Consider the following 19,591-nt stretch of genomic DNA (forward strand, 5'->3'; position numbering starts at 1 on the left):
GTATATTAATTATATAGCTTTGCACAAACTAAATTTTATTTTTATGAGTGCAATAGACCAGAATACGAAAACGTTTTCGTTGAATGATTATGGAATTACGCATCGTAATGTGCATTATCAATTAGATCCCATAGATCTTCAGAAGATAACTGTGGATAAGGATATGGGGACTGAAACCGCTAATGGCACCTTGGCCGTTAACACCGGAGAATTTACAGGTAGGTCTCCTATGGATCGCTTTATCGTAAAGGATAAAATTACAGAAGATAAAATTTGGTGGGGACCGGTCAACATTCCTTTTGATACCGATAAGTTTGATAAGCTATATGATAAGGTCATTGCTTATCTTAACGAAAAAGAGTTATTTGTTAGGGATAGTTATGCCTGTGCAGACCCTGAATATCTATTAAATATCAGGGTGATTAACGAGTATCCCTGGTCAAATATGTTTGCCTATAACATGTTTCTTAGGCCTACGGAAGAAGAACTACATGACTTTGATCCGGAATGGACGGTCATCAATGCACCTGGATTTATGGCCGATGCTGATGAAGACGGAACGCGTCAGCATAACTTTGCCATTTTAAACTTCACAAAAAAAATTGCCTTAATAGGTGGTACGGGATACACGGGAGAAATTAAAAAAGGCATTTTTTCCGCTTTGAACTTTATATTGCCCGTTTATAAGAATACGCTACCCATGCATTGCTCCTCTAATGTTGGTGTTGATGGAGATACGGCCATATTCTTTGGTTTGTCGGGAACCGGTAAAACTACCTTATCTACTGACCCAAACAGAAAACTAATAGGAGATGATGAACATGGTTGGACAAATGCCAATACCGTTTTTAATTTTGAAGGCGGTTGTTACGCCAAGGTAATCAACCTTTCAAAGGAGCAGGAGCCTGAAATTTATGGGGCCATAAAACCAGGGGCAATATTGGAAAATGTGGTCTTGGACAATAATGGTAACGTAGATTTCGCGGATACGTCCATAACGCAAAACACAAGGGTAAGTTATCCCATACATCATATCGATAATATCCAAGAGCCTTCCATTGGTGAGAATGTTAAGAATATATTTTTCTTGACTGCCGATGCCTTTGGTGTACTACCTCCAATATCTAAACTAACACCTAGCCAAGCGGCTTATCACTTTATATCTGGGTATACCGCTAAAGTTGCAGGCACTGAAGCTGGCGTTGTTGAGCCGGTGCCTTCCTTTTCGGCCTGTTTTGGAGCGCCTTTTATGCCTTTACATCCTACCAAATATGCGGAGATGCTTAGCAAGAAAATGAAAGAATCCGGTGTTGATGTTTGGCTCGTTAATACGGGTTGGACAGGCGGACCTTACGGGGTGGGAACACGAATGAAGTTAAAATACACTAGGGCTATGATAAGTGCGGCCTTGAGCGGACAATTAGGCCTGTATTCCTATGACAACTATCACATCCATTCCGTTTTTGGAGTGGCACAACCAAGGGAATGTCCAGGGGTACCAACGAGCGTGTTGAGTCCCAGGGCTACTTGGAACAATGACGAAAAATATTATACTACAGCCTTTAAACTATCAAACGCATTTAGGGAGAATTTTAAAAAGTTCGAGTCCTATGCAAGCGAGGAAATAAGAAGAGGAGGTCCGCAGCGATATGCCTTTTAATCACTAAAAAAGCCCGGTCAAATAAATGACCGGGCTTTTTTATGATTACTTCTATCTTACTTATTTACACTCGTGATATATTTTTGCAAGGCCATGGTCATGGAAGGTGTTTCTGGCGTCGGTGCTTTTATATCTATTCTGAGTCCAGCATCTGTGGCTGCGTCTACCGTGGAGTTTCCAAACACGGCTATTCTTGTGTCGTTTTGTTCAAAATCCGGGAAATTGTGAAGAAGGGATTCTATTCCGGATGGACTAAAGAATACCAATACATCATAATAAACATCCCTTAAATCCGAGAGGTCACTAATTACTGTTTTATAGAAAATACCACGTTGCCATGAGATTCCTAAGGTGTCCAATGTTTCCGGAACTGCAGGTTTTAGAACATCCGAGGATGGCAAAAAGAACTTTTCGTCCTTATATTTTTTAATCAACGGAACCAGTTCAGAGAATAAACGTTTTCCAACATAAATCTTACGTTTTCTGTACACCACATATTTCTGAAGGTAATAGGCAACAGCTTCCGACTGGCAAAAATACTTCATACTATCCGGAACCTTAAAGCGCATCTCTTCAGCTATTCTAAAAAAATGATCCACCGCATTTCTGCTGGTAAGTATAATGGCGCTGTAATCCTTAAGGTCAATTTTTTGCTGCCTTACGTTCTTGGCATCAACACCTTCTACGTGAATGAATGGTCTAAAATCCACCTTTACTTTTTCCTTGTCGATAAGTTTGGAATAGGGAGAATTTTCCATTTTCGGCTCGGGCTGAGAGACCAAAATTGTCTTTACTTTCATATAGTGCACTATTTAAGGAAGCTTCCCATAATTACTAAGGGTGCAATTTCGAGTGCGCAAAGGTACAAAATAAAATAGAAAAAGTAGGAAGTTATCAATTTTTGGTGATTCTTTAAAACTGTAACCCAACCTATTATGTTAACTCCTAAGAATAAAATTAAGGCCAATACCACAATTGTTTTGGAATCTACATAAACGAAGCTTAAAACGATATTGGCAATAAATAGGATTAATCCCGAATAATTTAAATACGAGAGCTTTTTAAAAATAATTTCCGAAAAAGTCTTTTGAGAACCGAATATGAAACCATTGGTAAGTTGCAATAATACCTTTACCGTCAAAAAAAGAAAAAACACCAATAAAATGATTGGAAAAATAAAGGGATAGTTATTTGATTCTGGCTTTTCATAGCTTTTCCATGCCAAGAATAAAAACAGAGACGTATTGATAACCTGAAAAATGGTGAACAATATATGGAACCAGTTGTATAGCTTTTCCTTTTTATTGTACATAAAAATGTACTTGTTATTGAAAGGTAAAATCATAAAATTTAGAAAACGGGAATAGAACATAGTTTTAGCGGCCAACACAAAGAGAAGGCTACCAAAAAGAATTATGGTAATCCAATCTTCAGAATTTGCCGCTCTAAGTATAGGTTCCATTACTGCAAAGGTATGGGTTTACCGTTAAGACCAAAGTATAGGCCGTTCTCTGATATTACGATTCTCACATAGCCAAGACTATCTTTTTTAGTTTTGGGAAGTATTGTAGTGAAATTTGTAGTGTCCTTTGAAATTAAGACGGTCGTAGTGGAATCCATTGGAGAAACCAAAATAGGAATTACATGTTGCGTTTTTTTATAATTGTCCAGGTAGGCCGCTGCAAATTTTAAGGTGTTAAGCTTAATGTCAAATTCATAGGGATTATAGACTTTTAGCGATATCTCCTGCCCGACACTTACTTTTTCTTCACTCGTCTCTACGATACATTCTAATTTGCGATAGGAATTGAAATTTTCAATGTAATTGGCGTGAAATACACTACCATCAGTTTTGGTGTAGTCAAAAGTTCCGTCGGTAATATATTTTGAAACGTAAAGCACCTCTCTATTCCTGACCTCTTCTTCCGTATCTTCTATGGAATATTGATTTTTGCGGTACTGTACGTTATTCAAGGAAAAGGAAGTGTTTCCGCCAGAATAAAAGGCGTACATAGGTGCCCTTCGATAGGAATTTTCGAAAACCACGGGCATATCTCCAACCTCATCTTTAATCTGTTTTACCCAATCTTTATTCCCGTGGCTTTCATAGAAAACATTAAAGAGTAAAGGTTGGTGGACTAGGCCCACTCGCAAATACAGAATAACGACCACATTGGCCAAACCCAGTCTATAGATCCATCGCATAGAAGTTCTGTTGACTAGCATATAATTAAACGTTATAATAACCATTGGAATACAAATAATAATTATCCATTGCGTTTGTATTCTCCTGTTAAAACTGGAAATGAAAAAGAAAATAAGAACTCCATACGTTAAAAATAACAGCGCTTTGTTGAACAGGGAACTTGCTTTGGTCTTGAATAAAGCATAATAGATAAAGGGGAAAGTCAACCCAAAAATAGCAACGAGATTTACAAAATAACCCAATGTATATTTCTCAAAACTATAGGCGCCATTAGGGCGTTCATAGAGGTGATATTTAATGGAAACCAAGTTATTGTCATATAGCCAATAGAAATGAGGCATATAGCATAGTAAGGCCACGATTACGGCATACCAGGCAAATCTGTTTTTTAGAAGCTTAAAGTTGGATAATAACACAAATAAGATGACCAATACGGCATGGTATTTACTGTACATTAAACAGGCCATGACAATGCCTAATAGGACGGACAGCCCTAAGGAAGGCTTTTCAATGAACTTTTTATAGATCAATAAAAAGCATGATGTAAAGAATAGCAACGGCGTATCTGGTAGAGTGAAAAATCCGTACGCGTTAAGCAGCGTCATGGAGAACGTTAGTACAAAGAAATGAACAACGTAGTCTTTCTTCTTAGGGTGGTCTATCAGCAACCAAAGAACGATTAGGTTTGCGGCGGAAAGAAGGCAGCTCATAAAACGTACGCCCAGTTCTCCATCAAAAAAAAGACTGCTTATTTTAATGAGGAGTGCTACCATAGGAGGGTGGTCAAAGTACCCCCAGGCCATGTTCTGACTATAATACCAGTAGTAAGATTCATCAAAGATGAGTTCCGTAAAATAGGATTGAACTAGGTTGAGTAACAGAAAAACTGAAAGAAAATAATAAAATGGTTTGGGTATTTTCTTAAACATTGATGGTTGTTGAAGGTGCAAAATTACGAATTCATTTTTTTAAAAATATCATAAAGCCGGCGAAGGCATTTTACCACCACCATTAAAGTAGTACTTTTGTTGATATACGTTATTTTTTTATGTCTAACAGTATTGTAATAATTCCGACATACAACGAAATTGAAAACATTGAGGCTATCATTAGAGCGGTGTTTCAATTACCGAAACAGTTTCATGTTTTGGTGGTAGATGATAATTCTCCAGATAAGACCGGAGCATGTGTAATAGGTTTACAGGAGGAATTTAAGGGCCGCTTGTTTTTAGAGACAAGAACGGAGAAAGCTGGTTTGGGAACGGCCTACATACATGGTTTTAAGTGGGCAATAGCGAAGCGGTACGACTATATTTTTGAAATGGATGCCGATTTTTCACATAATCCAACGGATTTACTTCGCTTGTTGAAAGCCTGTGAAAATGGCGCTGATGTTGCGGTAGGGTCTAGATATAAAAAAGGAGTAAATGTTGTAAACTGGCCATTATATCGCGTGTTGTTATCCTACGGCGCATCCTTTTATGTAAAGATGATTACGGGGATGCGGGTACATGATCCAACAGCGGGTTTTGTTTGTTATAAGAGACATGTATTAGAGCATATTAATTTGGACTCCGTGCGTTTTGTTGGTTACGCATTTCAAATAGAAATGAAATTTAGGGCGTATCTAAAAAACTACAGGATAGAGGAGGTTTCCATTATATTTAAGGACCGTGTATTGGGGAAATCCAAAATGAGTTCTTCCATAATCAGTGAGGCCATTTGGGGAGTCTTGTCAATGAAATTAAGGAGTTTGTTTCAGAAAAATAGATTTTAAGTATGGGAAGAATACTTTTGAAAAATGGAAAAGTTGTCAATGAAGGTGCAATTCAGGAGCTAGATGTTCTGGTTGATGGGGATATAATTTTAAAAATTGCAAGGGACATTTCCGATACTTCTGCAAAAGTTATAGATGTACAAGGTAAACATATTCTGCCTGGTGTAATCGATGACCAGGTACATTTCCGAGAACCGGGATTAACCCATAAAGGAAATATAGCCACAGAAAGTAGAGCGGCCGTAGCTGGCGGTATTACTACTTTTATGGAACAACCCAATACCAATCCGCAATCTACAAGTATTGATGCTTTAGAAGCTAAGTTTGCTACAGCGTCTAGAAGTTCCTTTGCCAATTATTCTTTTTTGTTCGGCGGCACGAACGACAATCTGGAAGAGTTGAAGCGGTTGGATAAAAATTCCTGCTCAGGAATAAAATTATTTTTAGGTTCGTCTACGGGAAATATGCTTGTAGATAATGAAAAAGTCATTGAAAGTATTTTTAGAAATACGGATATGGTCATTTCCGTGCATTGTGAGGATGAAACCACCGTGCGACAAAATTTAGAGCAATACAAGGCAGAATATGGAGAGGATATACCTGTAAAATATCATCCTTTGATTAGGAGTGAAGAGGCCTGTTACTTATCATCTTCTAGGGCTATTGCCCTTGCGGAGAAAACAGGGGCACGACTCCATGTTTTTCACTTGTCTACGGGAAAAGAGACGGCATTGTTCAGAAATGATATTCCCCTGCGTGATAAAAAGATTACGGCAGAGGTTTGTATTCATCACCTTTGGTTTTCCGATAACGATTATGAAAACAAAGGAACATTGATAAAGTGGAATCCCGCTGTAAAAACTGCCCAAGATAGGGATATGCTCTGGGAGGCACTCTTGGACGATAGGATTGATGTAGTTGCTACGGACCATGCTCCGCATACCATGGAAGAAAAAGATAATGTATACACCAAAGCTCCTAGCGGCGGTCCTTTAGTACAACACGCATTACCCGCTATGCTAGAAAAACATTTAGAAGGTAAGATTAGCTTGGAGACGATTGTTCAGAAAATGTGTCATAATCCTGCCATATTATTTCAAATTGATAAAAGAGGTTACGTTAAAGAGGGTTATTTCGCCGACCTCGCCGTAGTAGACTTACAAGAATCGTGGAAAGTGACCAAAGAAAATATAGCTTACAAATGCGGATGGTCTCCTTTTGAAGGAACTTCATTTAAATCTAAGGTTACCCACACTTTGGTCAATGGTCATTTGGCCTACGAAAAAGGTGTTTTTTCAGAAGAACGTAATGCGAAGAGACTTACATTTAACAGATTATGATGAAACGGGTAATGTTATTCGCGAGTATTGTCTTTCTTGTTTCCTGCGGCGAGAAATTAATAGAGCAACCAGAGAATTTAATCGCTAGGGATCAGATGGTACTTATATTAAAGGACATGGCCATCGTAAATGCCGCTAAAAGTACCAATATCGGAAAATTGAAAGAAAATGGTATAGATCCTACCACCTATGTCTTTGACAAATATAATGTTGATAGCACTAGGTTCGTAGATAGCGATAGATACTACGCATCCATACCATTGGAATATGAAGGTATTTATAAAGAGGTAGAAAGTTTACTGGAAGAGGAGAAACAACGGTTAAAGGAATTAAAAGAGCGTAACGATAGTCTAAAACTCCTGCAACGGGAAGAAAAGGATTTACTGGATAATCAAGATTTATGATGTTCCGAAGCTTGCGTCCAAATAAATGTTGGCTCTGCTTCTAATGGCTCTGGAGCTTTACCCGAGGTCATTTACTACAGCAAAAAGATGTTCAACTACCTACGCATACTAAGACTGTTCCTCAATATATTTTTGACAACTCAATTCAATCGTATCGTTAAGGGAATCAAATTTGAACTCTAATGTTCGCTTAATTTTTTCGTTACTGTAGGTTTCCTGATGTAGTAGGGAGTAGATGGTATTTTTTGTAATTTTTCTTTCACTTCCCGTAATTAGGGCCTTTAACCAGTCAACAATTCTTCCTATTTGTAGTTGCCAAACCTGCAATTGTTTTGTTGGCTTTGGTCGCCCGAATTCTTTGGCTAAACGGATTAGGATTTCCTGATAACTAAGATTTTCCCCTACAAGTATAAAACGTTCATTAACAATTGAAGAATCCATTAGTTCTAACATCGATTTTACTACATCAAAAACTGTCACGAAACCTGTACCACCGGGTGGAAAATAGGAGTACCCTTTAAATGCGGTGGAGAATAACTTCCCGCTACCACTTTCCCAATGGCCGGGACCTAGAATTACGCCAGGGTTTACAATAACTACCGGTAAATTTTCTTGAGAACCGCGCCAGACCTCCAACTCGGCATCATATTTGCTCAGGGCATAGACATTGGTATGTTGTTCCGTCCATTCGTTTTCTTCGTTGGATACAAGACCAGGTGTGCTTCTTCCTATTGCCCCTATGGTACTCACATAGCAGAGTTTTTTTACGCGATATGCAATACAAAGATTTACAACATTAGCGGTGCCTTCGACATTAACTTTGCGCAATAATTTATAGTCTCTCGGGTTAAATGAAATTAGGGCGGCGGCATGGTAGACCTGATCTATTTCTTTAAATGCCAGTTCCATGGACGGTAGGTCTAAAATATCTGCTTTTACCCATTCAATTTTATCAAAGAGAAGTTCTGGAATATCAGTGTAATAGGAGAAGGTCTTCTTAACCCGTTCCAATGTAGCATCTGACCTATATATGGCCCTAACGTTTTTATTTGATGACGTTAATCTATAAAGTAGATGTGCACCCACCAATCCAGTACCGCCGGTAACGAGAATCATAAGCCAAAGTTATGCATTACTACTGGATAAATTCTTGAAGTGTTCAGTAAGAGCGACAGCATTTTTCCTTTTATATTTGTAATTCATATATATTGAAAAAGAATGGCTTCAAATTTTGTCAAGGAATTGGAATGGAGGGGAATGTTGCATGATGCGATGCCCGGAACGGAGAACTATCTTATGGAGGGCATGCAGTCTGCCTATGTTGGTATTGACCCCACTGCAGATTCTTTACATATAGGTCATTTGGTGGGTGTTATGATGTTGCGACACTTTCAATTGGCGGGTCATAAACCTTATGCATTAATCGGGGGAGCTACGGGCATGATTGGTGACCCTTCCGGGAAGTCGGCCGAGCGAAATCTTTTGGACGAGGAGACCCTTAGACATAATCAAGCAGCGCTAAAGGAGCAGTTATCTCGTTTTCTGGATTTTGAAAGTGATGCGCCCAACGCCGCAGTTTTAGTGAACAACTACGATTGGATGAAAGATTTCTCCTTTCTCGATTTTATCCGCGATGTTGGTAAGCATATTACGGTAAATTATATGATGTCCAAAGACTCTGTAAAAAAGAGGCTATCCGCGGAGGCTAAAGAGGGAATGTCCTTTACGGAGTTTACCTATCAACTGGTCCAAGGATATGATTTTTTACATCTTTACAAAGAACACAACTGCACCCTACAAATGGGAGGTAGTGATCAATGGGGAAATATTACTACGGGAACAGAGCTGATTAGAAGAATTGGGGGCGGAAAAGGCTATGCGTTAACATGCCCCTTAATTACAAAAGCAGATGGAACCAAGTTTGGTAAGACTGAAAGTGGTAATGTGTGGCTAGACGCAGACCGTACATCGCCATATAAGTTCTATCAATATTGGTTAAATACCTCTGATGCAGATGCTGAAAAGTATATAAAGATCTTCACGTTTATTTCTAAAACTGATATTGAAGAACTCATCTCAAAGCATCAGGAAGCGCCCCATTTAAGATTGCTTCAAAAGAAACTGGCCGAGGAAATTACGGTGATGGTCCATTCCCAAGAAGATTTGGACAATGCCATAAAAGCAAGTGCCATTCTTTTTGGAAAATCTACATCGGAAGACTTAAAGGGGTTGAACGAGAAAACGTTTTTAGACGTTTTTGAAGGTGTTCCGCAAGCAGAGGTTTCTGCGGCCGATTTGGAAGATGGTATGGATATGATCGCTGCTCTCGCCGCTAAGACAGGTTTTTTGGCCTCTAATGGCGAAGCGAGGAGAGAGCTCAAACAAAATTCAATATCGGTAAACAAGGAAAAGGTCAAAGAGGATTTTTTAATCAAGAAGAACGATCTAATTGACGGTAAATATGTGTTGCTTCAGCGTGGTAAAAAGAGTTACTTTGTGCTCGTAGTAGCCTCGTAATAATAACTTAAATTGTATATGATGAAGAAATGGTTGGTTTTAATGGGTATACTGTGTATTTCGTTTTCGTGCTCTAATGATGAGGTTGGCGACCCGGAAGACGATGCTCTAGCAGGGGAATGGGTATTGACTAACATAACTTGTTTCTGTTTTTTTGAGGAGGGCACCGATTTCTCCACCACAAGACTAATTTTTGATACCGATGCCAATAAAGTCACTGTTGAGAATTCTGGTCGCGACACCTATTTTAAAGAATCAGGAACGTACGCTTATAGTGGTGAAGAAAGCCGGTTACAGTTTTCCGACGACGAAGCCTACACATTTACCGTTAAAGGCACTTCGTCGCTCCAATTGGTTTTCGAGGACAACCCTAATCTCTCCGATGATGAGGTCACGTATTCTTTTAGAAGATGAACGAGTGCTGATTAAACCCTTTTATATTCAATAATCAGGGCTTTCTGGCGTTAGTGTACTATAAAACTGTTTATATGTTGCGCCATACACTTTTCACTTTATTTATTGTCATAACATTTTATAGTTGTGATAAACTAGACGAGCTCACCAAATTTGATATAGAATACAGCCAAAGGGCCACCATTCCTTCTTCAACCGGTGTAGACTTGCCTTTTGATGTTTTTACTCCAGAAACGGAGACGAATTCGGAATCAGAATTTGAGATTAACGATACAAGAAAAGACCTCATAGAGGAAATAAAATTAACACAATTAGAGTTGGTCATTATTTCTCCGGATGGGGCCGATTTTAGTTTTTTGGAGTCAATTTCAGTTTTCATTTCTGCAGACGGTCTAGATGAGATTCAAATTGCGTCACTGGCGGAGGTTTCAGATAACACCGGAACAAGGTTAAACCTAGATACTTCGGATATAGACCTTAAGGATTATATTAAGTCCGACAAGTTTAGCCTTCGTCTGAACACCGTTACGGACGAACTACTTAGCACAGATCATGAACTAGAAGTGAATTCTATGTTTTTCGTAGATGCAAAAATCTTAGGGCTTTAGAGGTATTATTCATAGACAACGCAACTAATCCTGCCATTCCGCATCTTAGTTTAAATTGCAATAGTCTTCTTTATGAGAAATAGCCTACTAAGTATTCTCTTAAGTATCTGCCTTTTCACGTGTTCCAATTCTGAGGACTTGGAAACTGGTGAGATAGATGTGCTTTATACGGCACAAAAATGGCAATTGGTACGTATGTCCGGAAGTTTTGAAAACGCTGAAACGACGGGAGAAAATATGGAATGGCAAGAATTTTACGTGTTTAATCCGGACGGCTCTTTCCTTAAGAGAAGAGAAACAGCGGGTGCTGTTTTTGAAGCTACGGGAACATTCGTTTTAATGGAGTATGGTAATGATGAGGCAGACTATCTAGAGCTCACCTATGCTAGTGGTGAAAACTTAATAGGAAGCTGCAATGGCGATAGAACCGAGGTTCTGGTATTCCGCTCCTCAATTGCTCTCTCTAACACATGGCAGGCTTGTGATGGACCAGGCTTGGACTATGTGCTTGTGAAAGACTAAAGCGCCATTAAATTGCATCCCCTTATATCGGAATGGTCAAAACGGCCAAGAATTTCAAAAGTACCATCAGCATAGGTTTTTCCTAAATCTTGAGTGGCGATAAAGGAGCAAGAATTTATATTGGCCAAATCTATAATATTTAGTCCCCCTGTTTTCTTAAATCCGTTAATGGTCAGGGCGTCTTCAGTATCCCTGGAGAGTACTTTCATCCATGGCGGACATGCAAAAATTCCCTTGCCCGTAGAGTAGGCCTGTGAGAGTAATTCGGTCATACCGTATTCTGAATGAATTTGGTCTACCCCAAACCCAAATTTTAGCTTTTCATGAAGTTCCGGTCTTATCATTTCTTTTCGACGTCCTTTCATGCCGCCGGTCTCCATGATAATGGTTTCTTTAAGTTCTAGATGATACTGTTCGGAGAAATCTAGAAGGGCAAAGGAGACCCCTATTAAAAGTGTTTTTGTTTTAGCAACTTTTAACCCTTCTAAAGTATCTTTGAGATTTTCAAAATCATTGAGGAAAAAGCCGCTTTTGGGGTGATTGGATTTTTCAATAAGATCATTCACCATATATATCAACGATGAGCCTTCTCTCTCTAAATAGGAGGGCAGCAGCGCTAGAATACAATAGTCCTCCGGAGATCCATAAAATTGCTGAAAGGCACAATAATAACTCTGGGTATAAAGATTGATATCGGTAACGAAATGTTTGCTAGTTGAGGTGCCCGTGGTGCCGCTACTCGTAAAGGTTATTTGTGGGGACTCAGTCGTGCTTAGTATTTGTTTTTCCTTAAAAAATTGAATGGGTAAAAAAGGAATTTGATGTAAGGTCGTAACCTTTTTAGGCAATACGTTTAAATGTTGGCAAAACGCTCTGTAAACGGAATTATTAGCATATTGATGGTGAAATACGGAGAGTGCAGTCGATAAAAATTCGTCCTCCGTTTTAATCTTAAAAATATTCTTATGATTCATCAGCAATGCCTAGAATAGCAAAGGTACTGAAGGGAACGAAATCAATGTTAGAATTTAATATGGAATCTTACTGTTTTAAAACCGATAATTAAGCTTCTTTATTTTACAACCAGCTTTCGGTTTATAGACTTCTCGTTTTCCGTGACCTGTACTACATAAACTCCTGGTGCAAGACGTGAAATGTTCAAGGCTTTATTAGAAATCCGATCGGTTAAGACCAATTCTCCAAAAACGTCATATACTTTTATCTCTTTGGTATTATTGCGTTCTGTTGTCACGTATACCACATCTGCAGTAGCAGGATTTGGATAAAGCTTAAATCCGGTAATTTCGTCATTCCTTAGATTTCGGAAATCAATCGAGTCTTGACCAGACGCGGTAAGGGAAAAACCAATAAAGAGGATAATGTAGATTATTTTCATTTGGTATTGATTTGGGATCAACACGGTAAAAGTAATCCTATGCTAGATGAATTGCACAAAAATGTTGTGAAAGCTAATAATTTGTAGGTCAATAAAATAGACTAGGTAATTGGTCGATTTTTTTGACGGATAATCGATGTTTTAAAAAAGAGATTAATGCAGTGAAGCTAATTATTTATACGATAATCTAGATTTTTAATGTTCTGATGATTACCTCAAAATAAGTATTGACTTTCCTTCTCAAGTCCAATACGATTGGCCCGTAGGTCATTTACTTAATGACAAGTTTACGTGTAGCCATTTTGTCTTTTTCGAATACCCTTAGCACATACACTCCGGCGTCCAAATCTGTAAGTCTTAGTTCTTTTCCAAGAATAGTTGTCTTTAAAACCAAGGTTCCGAGAACATCATATATTAAAATTTCCTTGGGATTGTTTTCAGCAGTAGAAATATAGACCTTTCCACTAGTAACCGGGTTTGGGTACATGTGAAAACCTTCAATATCCCCTGTACTTCCGGTACTCTGACCGTAACTAAAGGATATAAATAAGAAGAAAATTATAAGGTAAAGGTGCTTCATATATAGCTGGTTACAAATGCTATGCCACAAATATAGGAATTATAGCCCCTGAACGTCAATAGAATAAGAGCTTTATTCAAATTTTTCGATGAAATGTAAAAAAGCCTACAAAATGTAGGCTTTTTAATAATTCTCAAGGTGTATTTTTTAGTTAATCCCTGCTGTCCATCCTGCTCCCCAAGAAGAAACATTGGTACCTGTTCCATTTCCTATACCGCTTACCAGCTCAGCTTCTGTTGCAGTGCCGTCTATAGCGGTATTTGCGCTAACATCTGTAAATGTAACATCGGTAAAACTTAATGTACCGTCTGCAATACCACTAGAGGTAGGTGTAGAAGCCTCATCGTCATCTACGGAAATACCAGTGTTTTTCCCGATAATCAGAATATTGCTAAAAGTACCTTGTGTGCCCGCTCTAAGTAAAAATCCTCTTGTGCTATCGTTAGCACCACTTTCACTTTCGATGGTTACATTGTTCACCGTAGGATTGGAAAAAGCTCCTGAAGCATTTGTGAAATCCGTATTGAACCCATCGCATTCAAAAGCTTCATCACCAATACCGTTTCCTTGTAAAACATAGGCATCCGTGATAGTTCCGTTATAGCCTTCCGTCCAATCTATGGAATCATCTTCCGCATTAACTACGGCAACGAAGCTAGCATTTACAGTACCTCCAAAAAATTCTACTCCGTCATCAGCACCTTCAAAGGCTTGTATGTATTCTATAGTAGTTCCGTTACCTACACCGTAGAAGGAAAAACCATTGTTTTCTGATTGACCATCCGCAGCACCACCGGAGTACTGTACACGCACATAGCGTAGAACACCAGAGTTATCATCGGCGATATTACCTCCGTATGGCAAATTTCCAATTTCTGATGTTGCTGTGGAAGTTCCCGTAACCGAGTTAACAGGAGCTCTGCCTAAAAGAATGATACCTCCCCAATCGCCAGCTGCGGGCGTAGTGGAATTAGAGGTAAAAATAATGGGATTAGAAGCCGTTCCGTTGGCTATGATTTGTGCACCCTGTTCTACGGCTAAGTACACGTTAGGACCTGCCTCTGCCTTAATGATCGTTCCAGGCTCTATGGTAAGTACCGCGCCAGAAGCTACGATTGTAGCACCGTTAAGAATATATTCTTTGCTCGCTTCTAAAGTTAAGTTCTCGGTTATAGAACCGGAAGCTGGTGTTAATACTACCGTTTCTTCCTCGTTACCGTTCTCTTCTCCCGTTGTATTATTGATCGTTGTAACGCTATTATCTGTAATCACGATATCTGCCGTGTCATCACGTTCACAGGATAAGAATAGTGATGCTACTATACCAAGTACTAAAAGTTTATTTTTCATTGTTTTGTGTTTAAAATGTAATTATGGAGTTTTAAAATTTATATTTAAGAGTTAATCCTACGTTGATTCCAAGATTGTATTCCCTGATAGCGATATCACCATTGCCCGTATTTTCCCTAACTAGTGAGATATCCGGATTTAATAAGTTGGTGGCACTTAGATTAGCTTCAAAATGTTCACCAATCGGGTTTTTCCAAATGAAATTTAGGGTCGGAACCGCTTTTTCTACAATATTTCCTAAAGAACCTGCCCCGAGCGCAGCTATCCGGTCAGAAAAATAGGAGAAAACGAGAGTTGCCTTTGGGTTGTAATTTTCAAAAGACGGGCTATAATTTAAATCTGTATTTATAATGAAGGGCGATGCTCCTTGCAGTGCATCAGAATCACGGTCAAAGGTGGTCCCAAAAGTATTTTCATCCCCTGCTTCTATATTTCTCAGGTCTTGGTTGGTATAGGTATACGCCGCATTTAGACCTAAAGACAATATCGCTTTTTCATCTTCGTCAGTAATCAAGTTTTTTCTAGCCTCTACCTCAAACCCGATTACCTGCGCTTGTTCTCCGGTACGGAAAAGACGTTGTGTTCCCGTAGCATCTGCGGCAATGACTAGGTTTACCGGGTCGTTTATGAGTTTTCCAAATGCAGCTAAAGAAATCAGCTCACCACGCTCCATGAACCACTCGTACTTAAGGTCAAAGTTATAGATATCAGAAAAGTTAACACCATCTCCGTTCTTTCCTCCGAACAAATCCGGATTACCACCAAAACGCTGCGTAACACCTTCGTAAACAAAGGGAGCAACCTCCTTAAATTCGGGAAAGGATACCGTATTACTAAATCCAAACCTTAGATTGGAGTTCTCCGTTAATTTATAGCGCAGGTTTAAACTAGGTAGAAAGATATTCTCATAGATATCTCTAAATCCGGGGTCCGAAGGAGGAAGGTTAATCACATCATATGTTATGTTCTGGCTTACGGATTCTGCCCGTATTCCGGGTACAACCAAAAACTTATCGTTTACGCTCCATTCAGCGGTTAAGAATCCTGCGTGTATATCCAAATTACCCTGATAGGTGTTATCCGGTAGACCAGGTCTGTTAACTGCGCCAATGTCGTTATTAATAGGGTTAAGGTTCCTTATTTCATAAAGGGCACCTTCTGCAGTTCCAAGGCTACTATTTTCAATGGTGAAAAAAGAATCGAAATCATTGACATCCGTTACAGGTGTTGTACGGTCAAAAACTCTATATCCGTAGCGTATACTGCTGAAATTTCTTTCCTTGGTTCTACCGTTGTAACCAAATTTTAAGGTGAATTTTTCAGAGATAACATTGGTTAGGTTGATAAAACTATTGAGTTCGTCGTCTTCAATACTTTGAAAGAAACGTTGATTCTCAAAAGCGGTGTTCGTAAAGAAAACGGGATTCGTGGTTGGGTCGTTATCCAGTGCAAATTGATAATTTTCCAAAGTAATTCGTTTTCTATCCGGTTCGTCGGAAAAGACTTTGTTATATCCGCTACCCCAGTCTAAAATCCATTTTTCATCAAATCGATGCTGCCCTGTAATCTGGTTTACAAAAATCATATCTTGATTAAATTGGATGTTGGAAATGAAGAATCCGTCATCCGAAGTAATACCATCACGATTAAAACCCTGACCTTGCGACCCAAAGAAACTAACTGCATCAGTAGCACTGTTTATGAACAGGGAACTATATTTTAGTTTGTGCTCGTTGTTTATTTTGTAAACGATGTTACCAAGAGCAGTAGTCGTGGTATTATATGCATATTCTTCCGTGTTAGGGAAATCAAACTTTAATACATTGGTAAAATCCCTGGCGGGTCCTTCTAAAAATTCATAACCATTGCTAAAGCTCGCTGTTCCAAAGAAACTAAGTCTGGATTCTTCGCTTAAATTGATAGAGTAACCACCTTCAATAGCCCCGTTAATATTAATAGGGGCAGCCATGCTTTCGGGGTCTATTCCATGTGATAGGATTACCGCAAAAGGGTTGTTATTATATCTGTTGTAAAAGCCAAAAAAGCTAGTGCCTTCACTTTGTAAAAAGTCTTCACCAATGGCGTTGGAATTGATTCCGCTACCTAAAGCCACTTCTAAATACCCGTCTCCTGTATATTCTTTAGAGTCAATATTGACGTTTCCAGCGGCAAAATCTCCATAAAAAGAGGAGTTGTACGCCTTGCTCACAGAAACATTTTCAATAATGCTAGATGAAAATAGATTCAGGTCTATATTCTTTTTATTGACATCATTAGAGGGTAAGGACAAACCGTTCATCGTAGTGTTCTGGTAACGATCTCCAAGTCCACGGACGTAAACATTACTAGAGCCTTCTTGTTTTGAGATACCCGAAATTTGAGAAACCGCCGCTGCGGCATCGTCTATTCCCTTTAGGGTCAAGGCCTCTGCGCTAATGGCTTCCTGCATTACCGTAGCATTTTTTTGTTGTAACAAAAGTGCTACCTCGGAATCTTTTCTAGAGGAAACGGTAACTACAACTTCATCTAAAGAAACCCCGGCTGAGGCGCTCATGGGAACATTTATCGTTGAAACCTTTCCCGCGACAACTTCAACAGCGGGGATTTCTACAGTTTCATATCCTAGGTAACTATAAACTACGGTGTAGGTTCCTGGTTCTAGGTTGGCGATTTCGTATAATCCGTCAAAATCGGAGGTAGTTCCTTTTGTTGTACCCTTGATCAATACGTTAGCGAAAGCTAACGGCTCATCATTGACCTCTTTGTCGATTAGCTTTCCTACAATACTTCCCGTATCCTGCGCGGCAGCATTGAATAAGCCTAATAACAACACTAAAAGTAATAATTTCTTCATCGAATATAGTGGTTCTAAAATCCGAGGCAAAGAAAGACGCCTCTTGTAAAAGTGGGGTTACTACCATGTTAAACCTTTATTTTTTTAGTGTTACCTAATTGTTACTATATTAAATCAATGTTAAGCCATAAGTAGGTATGTGTATTATCTTTACTTTTGGTAAAACAACCTTACTGAAACCAATGAAAAAGAAGGACATTAAAATACTTTTAGTAGATGACGAACCGGATATTCTTGAGATAGTTAGTTACAACTTGTCTGCCGAGGGTTATGAGGTATTTACCGCTAAGAATGGAGCGGACGGAGTAGCTAAGGCCAAAAAGAAGCTTCCGCACCTAATTATCTTGGATGTAATGATGCCGGAGATGGACGGGATTGAGGCTTGTGAGATCATGCGAAAGACCAATGGGTTGGAAAATGCCATAATCACTTTTTTAACGGCTCGCGGTGAGGATTATTCACAAGTGGCAGGATTCGATGCCGGTGCAGACGACTATATTACAAAGCCCATTAAGCCTAAAGTTTTAGTAAGTAAGGTAAATGCACTCCTTAGAAGACGTTTAAAGGAAGATGATACGCAGGAAGACATTAAAACTGTAGGCGATATCGTAATTAACAGGGAGGAATATAAGATCATCAAAGGAGGCAAGGAAATTATATTACCTAGAAAAGAATTTGAACTTTTGGCCCTACTCACTTCAAAACCGAGTAAAGTTTTTAAAAGAGAGGTAATATTGGATAAGGTGTGGGGCAATGAAGTGGTAGTCGGCGGTCGCACAATAGATGTTCATATTCGCAAACTCAGGGAAAAAATTGGGGAAGAACATTTTAAAACGATAAAGGGCGTAGGTTATAAGTTTGTGCTCTAATGGCGATTAAGTCAAAAAGGTCATATCGTTTCGCTTTTAGGAGCGCTATCTATATCACACTAGTTTTTACGCTTATTTTCGGATTGGTTTCTAGGTATTTTGGAGGATTGAACTGGTTGTTTCTAATCTTCAATTCCCTCACCATATTTCTAATCTCTTTTTTCGCACTTCAGTATAGAATAGAAAAATTCATCTATAAAAGGATAAAAAAAATCTACGATGATGTGGCGCTACTGGAATCAACTTCCCTTGCTTCTGACCCTATTACTACGGACATGAGGACATTAACGGCAGAAATAGAAAAATTCGCACAGGATAAAAAAATCGAAATCGATACTCTTAAGATTAGGGAAGAATATAGAAAGGATTTTTTAGGTAATGTTTCGCACGAGCTTAAAACCCCACTATTTACGGTACAGGGCTATTTAGAAACCCTTTTAGATGGTGCTATGGACGATAAAAGTATTCGTAAAAAGTATATTACACGAGCCAATAAAGCGGTAGATAGACTCATTTATATCGTAAAAGATTTAGACCTGATAACAAAGTTAGAGGTGGGCGACCTAAATCTAGAAAGACAAGATTTCAATGTTATAGATTTAATTCAAAGTGTTTTTGAACTTCTAGAAATGAAGGCAGCCAAGAAGAATATAATCTTAACCTTTGACAGCGCATATGATGACCCGATAATGGTCAATGCCGATATGGAGAAAATACAGCAGGTACTCACCAATCTTTTGGTGAACTCTATAAAATACGGTAATGATAATGGTACTACCGAGGTAAGTGTAGAGAACTTAATAAAGAACAAGGTAATCATTAGGGTAACGGATAACGGGGAAGGGATTCCCAAGCAGCATATCCCAAGGCTTTTTGAGCGTTTCTACAGAGTGGACCAAAGTGGAAGTAGGCGTGAGGGCGGCTCTGGCTTGGGACTTGCTATAGTTAAACACGTTATTGAGGCACACGGAGAGAAAATATACGTGGAAAGTGCTCCGGACGTTGGCTCGGAGTTCTCATTTACATTGGAGAAGAGCACCATGGAAAATACAAACGTAGAATAAGCTGCTACCCTTGTAATTTTCTTAGCTTTG

General features: G+C 39.0%; 19 protein-coding genes. 10 read left to right on the top strand and 9 right to left on the bottom strand.

Going from position 1 to position 19,591, the window contains the following annotated elements:
* The first annotated feature begins 43 nt into the window (after positions 1–43).
* Positions 44–1,660 carry a phosphoenolpyruvate carboxykinase (ATP) gene (gene pckA, locus EJ994_RS15560; RefSeq protein ID WP_126593324.1) on the top strand — a complete coding sequence of 539 codons (1,617 nt, stop codon included), beginning with the start codon at positions 44–46 and terminating at the stop codon, positions 1,658–1,660.
* A 56-nt stretch (positions 1,661–1,716) separates the two neighbouring features.
* Here the strand turns inward: pckA and EJ994_RS15565 are convergent, their stop codons facing one another.
* Genes EJ994_RS15565 through EJ994_RS15575 form a run of 3 tightly spaced genes read right to left on the bottom strand, consistent with a single transcriptional unit; the run spans position 1,717 to position 4,795 of the window.
* On the bottom strand, positions 1,717–2,460 hold the full coding sequence (locus tag EJ994_RS15565) for a uroporphyrinogen-III synthase (protein ID WP_099572373.1): 744 nt from the start codon (positions 2,458–2,460) through the stop codon (positions 1,717–1,719).
* An 8-nt stretch (positions 2,461–2,468) separates the two neighbouring features.
* Positions 2,469–3,122 (bottom strand): DUF4271 domain-containing protein, encoded by a 654-nt coding sequence (locus EJ994_RS15570; RefSeq protein ID WP_126593325.1) that lies wholly within the window; start codon positions 3,120–3,122, stop codon positions 2,469–2,471.
* Positions 3,122–4,795, bottom strand: a complete 1,674-nt coding sequence (locus EJ994_RS15575) for an ArnT family glycosyltransferase (RefSeq protein WP_126593326.1) — start codon at positions 4,793–4,795, stop codon at positions 3,122–3,124. The genes EJ994_RS15570 and EJ994_RS15575 overlap by 1 nt, the downstream gene beginning before the upstream one ends.
* 119 nt (positions 4,796–4,914) lie before the next feature.
* Here EJ994_RS15575 and EJ994_RS15580 point away from each other — a divergent pair, with 119 nt between their 5' ends.
* The 3 genes from EJ994_RS15580 to EJ994_RS15590 are packed head-to-tail and all read left to right on the top strand — an operon-like array spanning position 4,915 to position 7,387.
* Positions 4,915–5,643 carry a polyprenol monophosphomannose synthase gene (locus tag EJ994_RS15580; RefSeq protein WP_126593327.1) on the top strand — a complete coding sequence of 243 codons (729 nt, stop codon included), beginning with the start codon at positions 4,915–4,917 and terminating at the stop codon, positions 5,641–5,643.
* 2 nt (positions 5,644–5,645) lie between these two features.
* Positions 5,646–6,983, top strand: coding sequence for a dihydroorotase (locus EJ994_RS15585; RefSeq protein ID WP_126593328.1), 1,338 nt, complete (start codon positions 5,646–5,648; stop codon positions 6,981–6,983).
* On the top strand, positions 6,980–7,387 hold the full coding sequence (locus EJ994_RS15590) for a DUF4296 domain-containing protein (protein WP_126593329.1): 408 nt from the start codon (positions 6,980–6,982) through the stop codon (positions 7,385–7,387). Before EJ994_RS15585 ends, EJ994_RS15590 begins: the two co-directional genes overlap by 4 nt.
* Positions 7,388–7,495: 108 nt before the next feature.
* Here the strand turns inward: EJ994_RS15590 and EJ994_RS15595 are convergent, their stop codons facing one another.
* Entirely contained in the window at positions 7,496–8,503 is a 1,008-nt protein-coding gene (locus tag EJ994_RS15595) for an SDR family oxidoreductase (RefSeq protein ID WP_126593330.1), read from the bottom strand.
* Between the two features lie 102 nt (positions 8,504–8,605).
* Between EJ994_RS15595 and tyrS the strand changes: the two genes are divergently transcribed.
* From tyrS to EJ994_RS15615, 4 genes are all read left to right on the top strand, one after another.
* Complete coding sequence (gene tyrS, locus EJ994_RS15600; protein ID WP_126593331.1) at positions 8,606–9,904, top strand: tyrosine--tRNA ligase; 1,299 nt, start codon at positions 8,606–8,608, stop codon at positions 9,902–9,904.
* Positions 9,905–9,922: 18 nt separating this feature from the next.
* On the top strand, positions 9,923–10,318 hold the full coding sequence (locus EJ994_RS15605; RefSeq protein ID WP_126593332.1) for a hypothetical protein: 396 nt from the start codon (positions 9,923–9,925) through the stop codon (positions 10,316–10,318).
* Positions 10,319–10,392: 74 nt separating this feature from the next.
* Positions 10,393–10,926, top strand: coding sequence for a hypothetical protein (locus EJ994_RS15610; RefSeq protein ID WP_126593333.1), 534 nt, complete (start codon positions 10,393–10,395; stop codon positions 10,924–10,926).
* A gap of 72 nt (positions 10,927–10,998) precedes the next feature.
* Complete coding sequence (locus EJ994_RS15615) at positions 10,999–11,448, top strand: hypothetical protein (protein ID WP_126593334.1); 450 nt, start codon at positions 10,999–11,001, stop codon at positions 11,446–11,448.
* On the opposite strand, the gene EJ994_RS15620 is transcribed toward EJ994_RS15615, so the two are convergent.
* The 5 genes from EJ994_RS15620 to EJ994_RS15640 form a co-directional block, all read right to left on the bottom strand.
* Positions 11,445–12,422 carry an acyl transferase gene (locus EJ994_RS15620; protein ID WP_126593335.1) on the bottom strand — a complete coding sequence of 326 codons (978 nt, stop codon included), beginning with the start codon at positions 12,420–12,422 and terminating at the stop codon, positions 11,445–11,447. The two genes, EJ994_RS15615 and EJ994_RS15620, sit on opposite strands and share 4 nt — an antisense overlap.
* A 98-nt stretch (positions 12,423–12,520) precedes the next feature.
* The gene (locus EJ994_RS15625) at positions 12,521–12,844 is read right to left on the bottom strand and encodes a T9SS type A sorting domain-containing protein (RefSeq protein WP_099572361.1); all 324 of its coding nucleotides are present in this window, start codon (positions 12,842–12,844) and stop codon (positions 12,521–12,523) included.
* A gap of 271 nt (positions 12,845–13,115) precedes the next feature.
* Positions 13,116–13,424 carry a T9SS type A sorting domain-containing protein gene (locus EJ994_RS15630; protein WP_099572360.1) on the bottom strand — a complete coding sequence of 103 codons (309 nt, stop codon included), beginning with the start codon at positions 13,422–13,424 and terminating at the stop codon, positions 13,116–13,118.
* Between the two features lie 147 nt (positions 13,425–13,571).
* Positions 13,572–14,774, bottom strand: a complete 1,203-nt coding sequence (locus tag EJ994_RS15635; protein ID WP_126593336.1) for a multidrug transporter — start codon at positions 14,772–14,774, stop codon at positions 13,572–13,574.
* 31 nt (positions 14,775–14,805) lie between these two features.
* Positions 14,806–17,628 carry a TonB-dependent receptor gene (locus EJ994_RS15640; RefSeq protein WP_126593337.1) on the bottom strand — a complete coding sequence of 941 codons (2,823 nt, stop codon included), beginning with the start codon at positions 17,626–17,628 and terminating at the stop codon, positions 14,806–14,808.
* Between the two features lie 182 nt (positions 17,629–17,810).
* Between EJ994_RS15640 and EJ994_RS15645 the strand changes: the two genes are divergently transcribed.
* Positions 17,811–18,497, top strand: a complete 687-nt coding sequence (locus EJ994_RS15645; RefSeq protein WP_099572357.1) for a response regulator transcription factor — start codon at positions 17,811–17,813, stop codon at positions 18,495–18,497.
* Positions 18,497–19,561 (top strand): sensor histidine kinase, encoded by a 1,065-nt coding sequence (locus tag EJ994_RS15650; protein ID WP_126593338.1) that lies wholly within the window; start codon positions 18,497–18,499, stop codon positions 19,559–19,561. Before EJ994_RS15645 ends, EJ994_RS15650 begins: the two co-directional genes overlap by 1 nt.
* Positions 19,562–19,591: the final 30 nt, after the last annotated feature.

The sequence above is a fragment of the Maribacter sp. MJ134 genome, assembly GCF_003970695.1.
Classification (GTDB): Bacteria; Bacteroidota; Bacteroidia; order Flavobacteriales; family Flavobacteriaceae; genus Maribacter.